Consider the following 13,860-nt stretch of genomic DNA (forward strand, 5'->3'; position numbering starts at 1 on the left):
TATCTCGACAGGGGTGGAGGCCGCTTGGCATGCGCCGGCGCGCCCGGCGGACGGCGCGGTTTGCTGCCCGCGCACGCCCGGCAAGATGGTGTTCCGTTATGGATGCCGCATGGTAACATCAGCAGTCTGTATTAGGAATCATTTGCATTTGATCATGTCAATCAGCCCCGCCTCGGCCCTGCCCGCGCCCAAGGCGCCGCCAAGCCGCCGCCTGACCCTGTTGCTGTGCTGCCTGGCCGCGCTGGCGGCCATTGCCTTGTTGAGCCTGATGCTGGGCGCGAAACCAATTCCGGCCGCCGTCGTCTGGCGCAGCCTGTTGCACGGCGGCGGCGATCCGGACAGCGTGATCGTGCTGCAAGGCCGCTTGCCGCGCACCTTGCTGGGCCTGCTGGCCGGCGCGGCGCTGGGCCTGTCCGGCGCGCTGATCCAGGCGCTGTCGCGCAACCCGCTGGCGGACCCCGGCGTGCTGGGCGTCAACGCCGGCGCCAGCTTCGCCATGGTGCTGGGCGTGGCGGCCTGGGGCGTGGACAGCCAGCTGGGTTACCTGGGCTGCGCCGCCGCCGGGGCGCTGGGCGCCACCTTGCTGGTGTACGCGGTGGGCGCGCGCGGCCGGCGCATGGACCCGCTGCGCTTCGTGCTGGCCGGCGTGGCCGTCAGCGCGGTGCTGATGGGCTTGTCCACCGCCATCACCCTGCTGGACCCGCTGGCCTTCAACCAGCTGCGCTACTGGAACGCCGGCACGCTGGACGTGCGCAGCATGACGCCGGTGGCGCTGGTGGCCCCGGTGATCGCCGCCGGCGGCCTGCTGGCGCTGCTGCTGGCGCGGCCTCTGAACACCCTGGGCATGGGCAGCGATCTGGCGGTGAGCCTGGGCGGACGTCCGCTGCTGATCCAGGCCGGCGCGGTGCTGGCCATCACCCTGCTGTGCGGCGCCAGCACCGCCGTGGCCGGCCCCATCGCCTTCATCGGCCTGATGATTCCCCATCTGGCCCGTTGGCTGGGCGGCGCCGATCTGCGCTGGACCCTGCCTTTCACCCTGCTGCTGGCCCCCATCCTGTTGCTGAGCTCGGACATCGTCGGCCGGCTGCTGACGCCGGGCGAGCTGCGGGTCTCCATCGTCACCGCCTTCATCGGCGCGCCGGCCCTGATCTGGCTGGCCCGCCGCCACGCCGCGCCCGGAGGCCGCTCGTGAAGCCGGCGGTGTTGCGCTGGGGCAGCCCGGACGGCCGCTGCAACGGCCGGCTGGCGCTGAGCGGGCTGTGGACCTGTTTGCTGCTGGCCGCCGCCTGCGCGGCGCTGGCGGCGATGAGTTTGCGCGCCGGCGCCTTGCCCATGAGCCTGGAACAAGTGTGGCAGGCCTTGCAGGGCCAGGGCGGCCGGCTGGAGGTGGCGGTGGTGCAGCAATGGCGGCTGCCGCGGGTGCTGATGGCCTTGGTGGTGGGCGCGGCCTTGGGCATGAGCGGGGCGATTTTCCAGTCCTTGATCCGCAACCCGCTGGGCAGCCCGGACGTGGTGGGCTTCAACACCGGCGCCTATACCGGCGCGCTGGTGGTGATCACCCTGTTCAACGGCGGCCATTTCCAGATCGCCGGCGGCGCGCTGGCCGGCGGCCTGCTGTCCGCCACCCTGGTCTATCTGCTGGCCTGGCGGCAAGGCGCGCACGGCTTCCGCCTGATCATCGTCGGCATCGCCGTCAGCGCCATGTTGAGCGCGCTCAATCACTGGCTGCTGATCAACGCCAGCCTGGAGGCGGCGATGAGCGCGGCCACCTGGGGCGCGGGCACGCTCAACGGCATGACCTGGAGCAAGGGCCTGCCGTCCGCGCTGTGCTGCCTGCTGGCGATGGCGGCGGCGCTGACGCTGCAGCGGCGCATGCGGCTGCTGGAGATGGGCGACGACTGCGCCAGCGCGCTGGGCGTGCCGGCGGAGCGCACCCGGCTGTGGCTGATGGGCCTGGGGGTGGCGCTGATCGCCTCCGCCACCGCCGCGGCCGGGCCGATTTCCTTTATCGCGCTGGCCGCGCCGCAGATCGCGCAGCGGCTGCAGCGCACCCAGGCCACCAGCCCGCTGACCGCGGCCTGGACCGGCGCCTTACTGTTGCTGGCCGCGGACTACGGCGCCCAGCAGCTGTTCTATCCTCGCCAGCTGCCGGTGGGCGTGGTCACCATCTGCATCGGCGGCCTGTATCTGCTGTGGCTGTTGCTGCGTCAAACCGGAGCCCGAAAACCGTGACTTCCCTGAATTTGAAACTGGACGCCGCGCCGGCGGCCGGCGCGCAGCCGCCGCGGCTGCGCGGCGAGGGCCTGCGGCTGGGCTACCGCCAGCGCACGATTTGCGAACAGCTGGACGTGCGGATTCCCGATGGTTCCTTCAGCGTGATCATCGGCCCCAACGGCTGCGGCAAGTCCACGCTGTTGCGCAGCCTGAGCCGGCTGTTGAAGCCGCTGGCCGGCCAGGTGTGCCTGGACGGCCGCGACATTCACAGCTTCCCGGCCAAGGCGGTGGCGCGGCAGCTGGGCCTGCTGCCGCAAAGCGCGGTGGCGCCGGACGGCATCGCCGTGGCGGACCTGGTGGCGCGCGGCCGCTATCCGCATCAGAGCCTGTTGCGGCAATGGAGCCGGGAGGACGAGGAGGCGGTGAGCCAGGCGCTGGCGGCCACCGGCACCGACGCGCTGGCGGACAGGCTGGTGGACGAGCTGTCCGGCGGCCAGCGCCAGCGGGTGTGGGTGGCGATGGCGCTGGCGCAGCAGACGCCGCTGCTGTTGCTGGACGAGCCGACCACTTATCTGGACATCGCGCATCAGATCGAGCTGCTGGAGCTGTTCCGCCGCTTGAACCGCGACGGCGGCCGCACGCTGGTGGCGGTGCTGCACGACATCAACCACGCTTGCCGTTACGCCAGCCATCTGATCGCGATGCGCGACGGCCGCATCGTGGCCGAGGGCGCGCCGCGCGACATCGTCACCTCGGATTTGATTGAGCAGGTGTTCGGTCTGAGCTGCCTGATCATCGACGATCCGGTCAGCCATACGCCGATGGTGATTCCGCGCGGGGGCTGAGCGCCTGTTCACGCGCTTTTGCCCATGTGTCGAAACATTGTTAGGCACTCAAGAAACCACGTATCCGACGTGCCCTAACTCCCTTCAAGCCTGCCGTCGGGTGGCAGGCCCGAGGTTTTAAGCGGCTGCCTGTTCGAGCAGCGCGACGTTAGCGCGCTGCGAGTTCAGCCGCGCCTCGGGCCTGACGGGACCCGGCGGGAAGCCGCAGGCCAGGCTTGCAGGGCGGCCTTTAGGGTAAAGGGAGATTTGGCCGCGCAAATCTCCCTTTCCGTTTGCCGGGCGGAACCGGCCCTTAATCATCATCCGCGCAGCGGATTCAACTTGGGTAATGGCTGTTGCCTGAAATTATCGCCAACAGCCCCAAGCCCTGCCGCCAAGCAAACTCAATCCTCCGCCGGCTCCCGCCACAGCCAGGCCAGCCCGTCCAGCAGGCCGCCGCGCCAGCACAGCCAGTCGTGGCCGCCTTCGAACTCCTGGTAGCGCACGCTGTGGCCGGCGCGCTCCAAGGCCGCGCGCTGGCTGGCGTTGACGTCCAGCATCACTTCTTCGCGGCTGCCCACTTCCTGATAGACCCGCAGCCGCCCCGGCGGCAATTCGCCGGCCTCCAGTTGCTCGGTCAGCCGGCCGCGGCTGCCGGGCAGCCGTCGTTCGCTGACGGCGCGCGCGCGTTCATGCAGTTCCACATAGGGCCACCAGAAGGAGCCGGACTGGCTGAGCACGCAGCCGAAGCGCTCCGGCCAGCGCAGGCCGGCGAACATCGCCGCCAGGCCGCCGTAGCTCTGCCCCGCCACCGCGGTGCGCGCCGGCCGCGCGCTGAACGGCGCGACGCGCTCCGCCTGCGGCAGCAGCTCCTGTTGCAGCGCCAGCCAGAAATCGGCGTTGCAGGGCAGGTCCTGCTCCCGATGCCGGTTGTCGATGACGTCCACCAACAGGTAAACCGCCGGCGGCAGCCGGCCGCGCCGGGTGTCCGCGTCCAGCGCGGCGAACACCGGCATGCGTTCGGCCCAGTGCTGGCCGTCCAGCAGAATGGCCAGCGGCCGCTCGCCTCGCTCCTTGGCCGGCAACGCGCCGGTGTGGTAGATCCAGACCCGGCGCGACTTGCCCAGCCGCGCGCTGTCCCAATGGATCAAGCTCAGCCGCGCCGGGTCCGCGCCCTGGCGGCGCAGGTCCCAGGCTTGCCAGGCATGCTGGTCCGGCGCCGCGTCCAGGTGCAGCGCGGACAAGGGCGCGCCCCAGCTGCTGACATAGCCGGCGCGGGGGTTGAGCGGGTCCGCCGCCGCCCGGCTCATGATGTCCAGCCACCATTGGCGGTGGCGCAGCCGGCTGGCGCGCGCGTCGGCGTCCGGCGCCGGCGGGGCCTGCTCGGCGGTAACCGGAATATAGGCGTAGCTGCCGCGCCAGTTGGCCGGCAGCTCGGTCTGCCACCACCAGACGTCGGTGTCGCCCAGCCGGCTCAGCGACTGCGGCTGGGCGCGATGGTGATCGGTGACGGAATTGACGTCCACGTAGACGCGGGCCAGCGGAGAACGGGCGGCGGAGCCGTGGGGATCCCGCCAGAGGAAGGTCACGCATACGCCGCCGTCCGGCAGCCGCTCAGTCAGCGGCGCGCCCACGGTGGCCAGCCGCTCCCACCAGGCCGGCTGGCCCGCCTCGGGGTGTTGCAGGCAAGCCGCACTGCGCGCAGCCTGTTGATTCCACGCCGTTTCTTCCATTGTCTGCATCTTGTTTCCTGGCGTTTCCCGCGATGCTTTGCAAGAATTTCTGCACCTTATTTGCATAATGCGAATGAGAAATACTATCATTTGACCTTGGTGATCGCAACGACCCGCACCGGGCCGGCCGCGCTCCTCGTTCCCCTCGCCGCAGTAGCCAACGATTCCTCGTCAGCCAGACGACGCCGCCGAACTTCAGAAACGCGCCGATCTTGAGTCACGCACAAAAAAAACAGGAATCGCAGAACGATGGAACGCAATCTGAAACGCCAAGCCCTTGCCCAGGCCGCCCGGCTGACGCTGGCCGGCATCGGCGGTCTGACCCTTTCGCACGCGGCGCTGGCCGCCAAGGCCGACGCGCAGGACCAGCCGGCCGCGCTGCCCACGGTCACCGTCACCGGCGAAAAGCTCAAACGCTCGCTGAAGGACACCAGCACCGCGGTGACGGTGATCCGCGACATGGATCACGGCGGCGACAAATCGGTGTACGACAGCGTGGCCGCCACGCCCAACGCCAGCAGCAACGGCGCCGGCATCGTCAATATCCGCGGCGTTGAAGGCACCGGCCCCGGCACCGGTTACAACACTCTGGTGTCCGGCTCCCGCCCGCGGGTCAGCACCACGGTGGACGGCATGCCGGAAAGCTGGAACGGCCAGCGCTACGTGGACGCCAGCCCCTGGGACGTGGAACAGATAGAAGTGCTGCGCGGCCCGCAATCCACCACTCAGGGCCGCAACACCCTGGCCGGCGCCGTGGTGATCAACACCAAGGACCCCAGCTTCGATTGGGAGGGCGCGCTGCGCGCCGGTTACGAGAACAAGAATGGCAAGGCCACGCTGGCCGGCATGGTGTCCGGCCCTATCACCGACGAGCTGGCCTTCCGCATCGCCGCCGAAGGCCTGAACGGCCACAGCTACGTCAATTATCCGGGCGCCAACACCTCCTGGGACCCGTCCGACCTCAAGCACAGCAGCGCGCGCGGCAAGCTGCTGTGGAAGCCCGGCGCCCTGCCCGGCTTCAGCGCCAAGCTGACGGTGTCGCACCGCAAGAACAAGGGCGAGTACCTGAACTACGTGGACGGCAATTACTTCGATTACCAATACCACCGCCTGTCCACCGAGGCGCGCTATCAGGACTCCTTCAACAACACCGTCAGCACCGATCTGCAATACCAGTTCAACGACGCCTGGAGCGTCCAGTTGTTGCTGGGCCACGCCGACAACGTCAGCGCCTTCGTGGACAGCAGCGATTTCCGCATGCGGCTGGACGAGAAGAGCAATACCGCCGAGGCGCGGCTGAGCTACGCGCCGCAACACGGCGCGCTCAGCGGCGTGCTGGGGGTGTATTACTACGATAGGGATCAGGACATGAACGCCGCGCCGCGCGTGGCAGCCAAGGACAAGCTGAAAACCCAGGCCGTCTACGGCGAGGCCACGCTGGCGCTGAACGAGCGCTGGAGCCTCAACCTGGGCAGCCGCGTGGAGCGCGAGACGCAACGCCGCAACACCACGCTGCAGCCGGGCATGCCCAAGCAGGCCCGCGCCGATTTCGACATCGGCGAAACCCTGTTCCTGCCCAAGCTCGGCCTCAGCTACAAATACAGCCCGGACACCACGCTGGGCGTCTCGGTGCGCAAAGGCTACAACGCCGGCGGCTCCGGCCTGGACAACAACAACGAGTACTACACCTACAACAAGGAAGAAGTCACCGCCTACGAGGCCAGCAGCCGCTCCAGCTTCCTGGAGCAGCGTCTCAGCCTCAACGTCAACGCCTTCTTCAACCAGTACACCGGCTACCAGGCCATCCTGGGTTCGCGCTTCACCAATATCCCCAAGGGCGAAAGCTACGGCCTGGAGTTGGAAACCAAGGCGCGGGCCACGCCGCGGCTGACGCTGAGCGCCGGCCTGGGCCTGCTGAACACCAAGGTGACCCGGAGCGACGCCGCCAACCCCGGCATCCAGGGCAATCAATTCAACTACGCGCCGCATCTGACGGTGAACCTGGGCTTCAAGCAGCGGCTGGATCACGGCCTGTTCGTCGGCGGCAGCCTGAACCGGGTGGGTTCTTACTACTCCGACATCAACAACGAACGCAGCCGCGCCGCCGGCGACTACACCGTGGCCAATCTCAACGCCGGCTACGAAAGCGCCGCCTGGACGGTGCGCGGCTACGTCAACAATCTGGGCAACCAGGGCGTGCTGTACGCGCAGCTGCCGGCGCGCGGCAACAATCTGGGCGTGGTCGGCGCGCCGCGCACCGTCGGCCTGACCGTGGATTACCGCTTCTACTGATTCCCTCTTGATAGCCCTTTGGCCCGTCGGCTCGCGCCGCGGGCTTTTTTTCGCCCGGCGCGCGCGCCGCGTCCTGCAAGATGTTGAACCGACGGCTCAAGCCATGCGGCGCCCCAGGTCGCGCAGCACTTCGCGCGCCGCGTTGTGGCCGGGCGCGCCGGTGACGCCGCCGCCGGGATGGGCGCCGGCGCCGCAGGTGTACAAGCCGGCAATGGGGCCGCGGTAGTCGGCGTGGCCCAGCATCGGCCGCGCCGAAAACAACTGGTCCAGGCCCAGCGCGCCGTGGAAGATGTCGCCGCCCACCAGGCCGAAGGTGCGCTCCAGATCCAGCGGGCTCATGATCTGCCGCCCCAGCACCGCGGCCTTGAAGTTGGGCGCGTAGCGGTTGACGGTGTCTATCATCAGGTCCGCCACCTCCTCGCGGTGATCGTCCCAGCTGGCGCCGTCCGGCAGTTGCGGCGCCACGTGCTGGCAGAACAGGCTGGCCACATGCTGGCCCGGCGGCGCCAAGGACGGATCCAGCGTCGACGGGATCAGCACTTCCACGATGGGCAGCCTGGACCAGCCGCTCTCGCGCGCGTCGTGATAGGCGCGCTCCATATAGGCCAGGCTGGGCGCGATGATGATGCCGCTGCCGTGGTGCTCCGCCTGCGCCTTGCCCGGCAGGCAGCTGAAGTCCGGCAGCTCGGACAGGGCCACGTTCATGCGGAAGGTGCCGGAGCCGCAGCGCCAGCCCTGCATCCGGCGCAGAAAATCCGCCGGCAGCGCCGCCGGGTCCAGCAATTGGGTGTAGAGCAGCCGCGGATTGAGATTGGACACCACCACCCGCGCGTCCAGCCGCTCGCCGCGCTCGGTCACCACGCCCACCGCCCGGCCCTTGTCCAGCAGCACCTCGCGCACCGCGCTGTCGGTGCGGATCTCCGCGCCGCGCTCGCGCGCCGAGCGGGCCATGGCCTGGGTGATGGCGCCCATGCCGCCCAGCGCGTGGCCCCATGCGCCCTTGCGGCCGTTGACCTCGCCGAACACGTGGTGCAGCAGCACATAGGCCGAGCCCGGCGCATAGGGGCTGGCGTAGTTGCCCACCACGCTGTCGAAGCCGTAGGCCGCCTTGATCGGGTCGCTGTCGAACCAGCCGTCCAGATAATCGCCGGCGGACTTGGTGAACAGGTCCAGCAATTCGCGCTGCTGCGCCAGCTCCAGCTTGCCCAACCGCCGCCCCAGCCGGCCGGCCTTGAGCAGCTCCGGCAAGGCGTTCAGCCAGCCGCCCGCCACCGCGTTGGGCGGCGTTTGCAACACCAGCTCGCGCAGCAGCTCGGCGGCGGCGTCCAGATGCCGCGCGTAATCGTCCAGCCTGTCGGCGTCGCGGCGCGAGAAGCGCGCCACCTCGGCGGCGGTGCGGCCCGGTCCCACTTTCAGATAGCCGCCGTCGTCCAGCGGCAGGAAGTTGGACAAGGGCCGCTCCACCACTTTCAGGCCGTGGCGCGCCAGCTCCATGTCGCGGCTCACCTTGGGGTTGAGCAGCGACACCGTGTAGGCGGCCACCGAGTTGCGGAAGCCGGGATGGAACTCCTCGGTCACCGCCGCGCCGCCCACCACGCCGCGCCGTTCCAACACCGTCACCTTCAGCCCGGCCTTCGCCAGGTAGTGGGCGCACACCAGGCCGTTGTGGCCGCCGCCCACGATGATCGCATCCCGCATCGTTCCGCTCCTCGTCTCAGGGGAAGCCTCATTCTCGGGTCAAGTTCGGCAAATTGCAGCGCGCAGAGCGACGAACTGTCGGATATTATTGATCGCATTGACGAAAAGTCCGGCACAGCGCCACACCGCCACCCCCGCACGGAGCAGCCATGGACGCCACCGATCAGCAATTGCTCGCGCTGCTGCGCGAAAACGCCCGCGCGCCCACCGCGGAACTGGCGCGCCGGCTGGGCCTGTCCCGCACCACGGTGCAAAGCCGCATCGAAAGGCTGGAGCGCGGCGGCGTGATCCTGGGCTACAGCGTGCGCACCGGCGCCGCCCACGACGCCGCCCAGGTGCGCGCCTTGGTGATGATCGCCGCCGCGCCGCGGCTGAGCCCATCGATAGAAAGCGCCTTGCGCCGGCTGCCCCAGGTGCGCACCCTGCATTCGGTCAACGGCGTCCATGACTTCATCGCCGGCGTGGAAGCCGCCGGCGTGGCCGAGCTGGACCGGTTGGTGGACCGCATCGGCGCGCTGGACGGCGTGGAGCGCACCAGCACCGCCATCCTGATGACCACGCGCATAGACCGCTGAGACCGCCGGTCCGCGCGCCAGCGCGGCCAAGGCCTGAAACGGCCGCGACATCGCCGTTCTCAAGCCGGCGCCGTCTCCCTTGCACGCCGCCAACCCCCACGCCAGCACGACGCACAATATGCGCGCGCTCCGGCCTCGGTCCTGTGTCTTAAACACCGGCGCATGGCCGCAGCGACACGCCCCGCCGCCGCGCGAGCCGCCCAGGCAGGCTCTTCGGCGCGCCGTTTGCTTGATTTGCATCGCTCATCATCAATCCCCTTGCGTCCATCCGGCGCGCAAACACGCCGGGCATTACGGAGAGCACGTGAGGGCAAGCCCTCCTGCGCGTGAAATCGATGACTGTAGTACATAAATTAATTATTGTTAAACGATAATAAATCATCGTAAATTATCTAATCCCTGCACAATGCCTCTTCAATCCGTCTAAGAGCCGCGCCCCGTCTGGCCCGGCGGCTGGCGCCGCCGCCGCCAGCGGCATGGCCAAGGTGTGTGCTTGCCGCAACGGAGTTAAAATCAAACTTGCGCAATAAAAAATTATCGTTTTACAATAAAAAATAATTGTTTTGCGATACTTCCGCTGACATCGTTTCTACTTATCTTTCCAAACCGCTACAAGGAACCCTCATGAACTCCACGCGATTAAGCCGCTATTGCGCCGCCATGGCCTACGTCACCGTCTTGGGCATAGGCGCCATGCTGCTGCTCGACATCCTGTTCTGGCTGTTTCCCAAAGCCATTCTCGACTCCGGCCTGACCGTCACCGTGGACACCGTCAGAGGCTTTTACGGCTCAAGCGAATTCAATCTCCCAAGCTTGCCGCTGTGGCAGCGCGTCGGCGGCGCGGTTTTGTCCTGCATCCCCTTGCTGATCCTGGCCCAAGGCCTGAACGCCCTGCGTCGCCTGTTCAAGCTCTACGCCACGAGGGAATACTTCACGGATCGCTCCGCGTCCTTATTGTCCAAAGTGGGTTCCAGAGTCGCGCTCTGGGTATTGGCGGACCTCGTCTCCCAGCCGCTGATCAGCGTCTGGCTGACCATGATGCGGCCAGAGGGACAGCGGCTGATCTCGGTCAGCTTCCACACCGAAAACCTGGAAAGCCTGTTCATCGCCGCCGTGGTCATGATCATTGCGCGCATTCAACGAGAAGGCATTGCGCTGGCGTGCGAAAATAAGCAATTCATCTGAAAGCGACACATGCCCATCAAAATCCATCTGGACATGCTGCTCGTCCAGCGCAAGGTCAAATCCAAGGACCTGGCCCAGGCCATCGGCATCACCGAACAAAACCTGTCGCTGCTGAAGCAAGGCAAGGTCAAGGGCTTCCGGCTCTCCACTCTGGAGGCGATCTGCCTGTATCTGGACTGCCAGCCGGGCGACTTGCTGCAATGGGTGCCGGCCGAGCCGGACGCGGACAGCGACGGCGAGTAAGCCGGCTTAGCCATGCCCCAAACCGTTCACACTCACGCCGCCCGCCAGGCCGGGCCGCTGCGTTTGCGCCGCTTCGACACCCCGCTCGGCGCGATGATCGCCTGCGCCAGCGAACAGGGCCTGTGCCTGCTGGAGTTCGGCGACCGGCCCATCCTGAACGCGGAGCTGGCGGCGCTGCGCCGCCTGCTGTCCGCCGAAATCGCCGACGGCGACAGCCCGCTGTTGCAGCAGGCCGAGCGCGAGATCGGCGAATACTTCGCCGGCTCGCGCCGCGGCTTCGAAGTGGCGCTGCACCTGCCCGGCACCGCCTTCCAGCAGGCGGTCTGGCAATTGCTGCTGAGCGTGCCCTACGGCCTCACCCGCAGCTACCAGGAACAGGCGGCGAGACTGGGCCGTCCGCAGTCCGTCCGCGCCGTGGCCGCCGCCAACGGCGCCAACCGCCTCTCCGTCATCGTTCCCTGCCACCGCGTGCTGGGCAAAGACGGCGCGCTCACCGGCTACGGCGGCGGGCTGGAGCGCAAGGCCTGGCTTCTGGCGCATGAGCGCGAGCACGTTCCCCAGCCGGAGACGCCCGCAATCCGCCGCGCCTTGTAGAGCGCCGCCTTTCAGAATCCGCCCCGCCGCTTCAGTCTTGAACGGCATCTTATTGCCAAAGCCAGGAACTATGCGGCGCGCCTAATGAACTAACTATCGCCAAAGCATGATTGATTGACGGAAGCCATAGAGCTGATTGAAATTGCTCAATGGCTTCCAACGGCAAGCTTCACTAAGCTGATCCCAGCAAGTCATTGAACACCTTGACCTAAGGAGTCTGTCATGAGTAGCGCGTCCAAGTGCCCGTTCCATCACGCCGCCGGCAATCCGGCCGTGGTGAACGCCCAGTCCAACCGCGACTGGTGGCCCAACCAGCTCAACCTCAACATCCTGCATCAGCACGCGCCGGCCTCCAGCCCGCTGGACCCGGACTTCGATTACCCCGCCGCCTTCCAGCAACTGGACTATCCCGCGCTGAAAAACGACCTCAAGGCGCTGATGACCACCTCCCAGGACTGGTGGCCGGCGGACTGGGGCCATTACGGCGGCCTGTTCATCCGCATGGCCTGGCACGACGCCGGCACCTACCGCACCGCCGACGGCCGCGGCGGCGCCGGCACCGGCAACCAGCGCTTCGCTCCGCTCAACAGCTGGCCTGACAACGGCAACCTGGACAAGGCGCGCCGCCTGCTGTGGCCGATCAAGCAGAAATACGGCGACCGCATCTCCTGGGCCGACCTGATGATCCTGGCCGGCAACGTGGCGCTGGAATCCATGGGCTTCAAGACCTTCGGCTTCGGCGGCGGCCGTCAGGACATCTGGCAACCGGAAGAAGACGTCTACTGGGGCGCGGAAACCAAGTGGCTGGCCACCAGCGCCGAGGCCAACAGCCGCTACTCCGGCGACCGCCAGCTGGACAATCCGCTGGCCGCGGTGCAGATGGGCCTGATCTACGTGAACCCGGAAGGCCCGGACGGCAATCCGGATCCGCTGGCTTCCGGCCGCGACGTGCGCGAAACCTTCGCCCGCATGGCGATGAACGATGAAGAAACCGTGGCCCTGGTGGCCGGCGGCCACACCTTCGGCAAAGCCCACGGCGCCGGCGATCCCGCCCTGGTGGGCCCGGAGCCGGAAGCCGCGCCGCTGGAAGCGCAGGGCCTGGGCTGGATCAACCGCTTTGGCGACGGCAAGGGCGAATACACCACCACCAGCGGCATCGAGGGCGCGTGGAAACCCAACCCGACGCAATGGGACAACGGCTATTTCGACACCTTGTTCGGCTACGACTGGGAGCTGACCAAGAGCCCGGCCGGCGCTCATCAATGGGTGGCCAAGAACGTCAAGCCGGAACATATGATCCCGGACGCCCACAACCCGGCGAAGAAACACCCGCCGATGATGACCACCGCCGACTTGTCGCTGCGCTTCGACCCGATCTACGAGCCGATCGCCCGCCGCTTCCATCAAAACCCGGCCGCTTTCGCCGACGCCTTCGCCCGCGCCTGGTTCAAGCTGACCCACCGCGACATGGGGCCCAAGACCCGTTACCTGGGGCCGGAAGTGCCGGCCGAGGATCTGATCTGGCAAGACCCGGTGCCGGCCGCCTGTCAACCGCGGATCAACGACGCGGACATCGCCGCGCTCAAGTCCAAGGTGCTGGCCTCCGGCCTGTCCGTCAGCGAGCTGGTGGCCACCGCCTGGGCCTCCGCCTCCAGCTTCCGCGGTTCGGACAAGCGCGGCGGCGCCAACGGCGCCCGCATCCGTCTGGCTCCGCAGAAAGACTGGGCGGTGAACCAGCCGGCGCAACTGGCCCGCGTGCTGAAAGCGCTGGAAACCATCCGCCAGGACTTCAACGCGGCGCAGAGCGGCGGCAAGCAAGTGTCGCTGGCCGACCTGATCGTGCTGGCCGGCGGCGCGGCGGTGGAAGCCGCCGCCAAGGCCGGCGGCCACAGCGTCAGCGTGCCGTTTGCGCCTGGCCGCGCCGACGCCAGCCAGGAACAGACCGATGTGGAGTCCTTCAGCGTGCTGGAGCCGCAGGCGGACGGTTTCCGCAACTACCAGAAGCAGGCCTACTCCTTGCCGGCGGAGGCCTTGCTGGTGGACAAGGCGCAGTTGCTGACGCTGAGCGCGCCGGAAATGACCGTGCTGGTGGGCGGCCTGCGCGTGCTGGGCGCCAATGTCGACAATGCGCCGCACGGCGTGTTCACCGCCCGTCCGGGCGTCTTGAGCAACGACTTCTTCGTCAACCTGCTGGACATGGGCGTGGCCTGGCAGCCGGCCTCCGCCGCCAACGAGCTGTACGAAGGCCGCGATCGCAAGAGCGGACAGCTCAAATGGACCGGCAGCCGCGTGGATCTGGTGTTCGGCTCCAACTCGCAGCTGCGGGCGCTGGCCGAGATCTACGCGCAAAGCGACGCGCAGCCTAAGTTTGTCCGCGACTTCGTCGCCGCCTGGAACAAGGTGATGAACCTGGACCGCTTCGATCTGAAATAAGCGCGGTTCGCCTCCGGCAAGCAAAGCGCGGTCCATCTGGACCGCGCTTTTTTGCGCCGTTGCGGCGCG

The 13,860-nt window shown here is 67.7% G+C and carries 11 protein-coding genes; 9 read left to right on the plus strand and 2 right to left on the minus strand.

The genetic code is table 11. The features are described 5' to 3' along the window. Positions 1-154: 154 nt before the first annotated feature. Genes fepD through JW897_RS13290 form a run of 3 tightly spaced genes read left to right on the plus strand, consistent with a single transcriptional unit; the run spans position 155 to position 3,059 of the window. The gene (gene fepD, locus JW897_RS13280) at positions 155-1,192 is read left to right on the plus strand and encodes a Fe(3+)-siderophore ABC transporter permease (RefSeq protein ID WP_048415400.1); all 1,038 of its coding nucleotides are present in this window, start codon (positions 155-157) and stop codon (positions 1,190-1,192) included. Beyond that, complete coding sequence (fepG, locus tag JW897_RS13285; RefSeq protein ID WP_205466471.1) at positions 1,189-2,232, plus strand: iron-enterobactin ABC transporter permease; 1,044 nt, start codon at positions 1,189-1,191, stop codon at positions 2,230-2,232. Before fepD ends, fepG begins: the two co-directional genes overlap by 4 nt. Beyond that, positions 2,229-3,059 carry an ABC transporter ATP-binding protein gene (locus tag JW897_RS13290; protein WP_338030570.1) on the plus strand — a complete coding sequence of 277 codons (831 nt, stop codon included), beginning with the start codon at positions 2,229-2,231 and terminating at the stop codon, positions 3,057-3,059. Before fepG ends, JW897_RS13290 begins: the two co-directional genes overlap by 4 nt. 383 nt (positions 3,060-3,442) lie before the next feature. On the opposite strand, the gene fes is transcribed toward JW897_RS13290, so the two are convergent. Then, positions 3,443-4,780, minus strand: a complete 1,338-nt coding sequence (gene fes / locus JW897_RS13295) for an enterochelin esterase (protein ID WP_240352196.1) — start codon at positions 4,778-4,780, stop codon at positions 3,443-3,445. Positions 4,781-5,020: 240 nt separating this feature from the next. On the opposite strand from fes, the gene JW897_RS13300 reads away from it, so the two are divergent. Next, a complete protein-coding gene (locus JW897_RS13300) occupies positions 5,021-7,063 on the plus strand; it encodes a TonB-dependent receptor (protein WP_205466473.1) in 2,043 nt (680 codons plus the stop codon). Positions 7,064-7,159: 96 nt separating this feature from the next. On the opposite strand, the gene JW897_RS13305 is transcribed toward JW897_RS13300, so the two are convergent. Further along, complete coding sequence (locus JW897_RS13305; RefSeq protein ID WP_205466475.1) at positions 7,160-8,761, minus strand: phytoene desaturase family protein; 1,602 nt, start codon at positions 8,759-8,761, stop codon at positions 7,160-7,162. 149 nt (positions 8,762-8,910) lie between these two features. Between JW897_RS13305 and JW897_RS13310 the strand changes: the two genes are divergently transcribed. From JW897_RS13310 to katG, 5 genes are all read left to right on the plus strand, one after another. Beyond that, on the plus strand, positions 8,911-9,336 hold the full coding sequence (locus JW897_RS13310) for an Lrp/AsnC family transcriptional regulator (RefSeq protein WP_205466477.1): 426 nt from the start codon (positions 8,911-8,913) through the stop codon (positions 9,334-9,336). Between the two features lie 624 nt (positions 9,337-9,960). Then, positions 9,961-10,521 carry a DUF2975 domain-containing protein gene (locus tag JW897_RS13315; protein ID WP_205466479.1) on the plus strand — a complete coding sequence of 187 codons (561 nt, stop codon included), beginning with the start codon at positions 9,961-9,963 and terminating at the stop codon, positions 10,519-10,521. Between the two features lie 9 nt (positions 10,522-10,530). Then, positions 10,531-10,764, plus strand: coding sequence for a helix-turn-helix domain-containing protein (locus JW897_RS13320; RefSeq protein ID WP_205466481.1), 234 nt, complete (start codon positions 10,531-10,533; stop codon positions 10,762-10,764). A 12-nt stretch (positions 10,765-10,776) separates the two neighbouring features. Continuing rightward, positions 10,777-11,358 carry a methylated-DNA--[protein]-cysteine S-methyltransferase gene (locus JW897_RS13325; RefSeq protein WP_205466482.1) on the plus strand — a complete coding sequence of 194 codons (582 nt, stop codon included), beginning with the start codon at positions 10,777-10,779 and terminating at the stop codon, positions 11,356-11,358. Positions 11,359-11,580: 222 nt separating this feature from the next. Next, positions 11,581-13,791 carry a catalase/peroxidase HPI gene (katG, locus tag JW897_RS13330; RefSeq protein ID WP_205466484.1) on the plus strand — a complete coding sequence of 737 codons (2,211 nt, stop codon included), beginning with the start codon at positions 11,581-11,583 and terminating at the stop codon, positions 13,789-13,791. The last annotated feature ends 69 nt before the right edge of the window (positions 13,792-13,860 follow it).

This window comes from Chromobacterium alkanivorans, from assembly GCF_016937655.1.
Taxonomy (GTDB): Bacteria; Pseudomonadota; Gammaproteobacteria; order Burkholderiales; family Chromobacteriaceae; genus Chromobacterium; species Chromobacterium alkanivorans.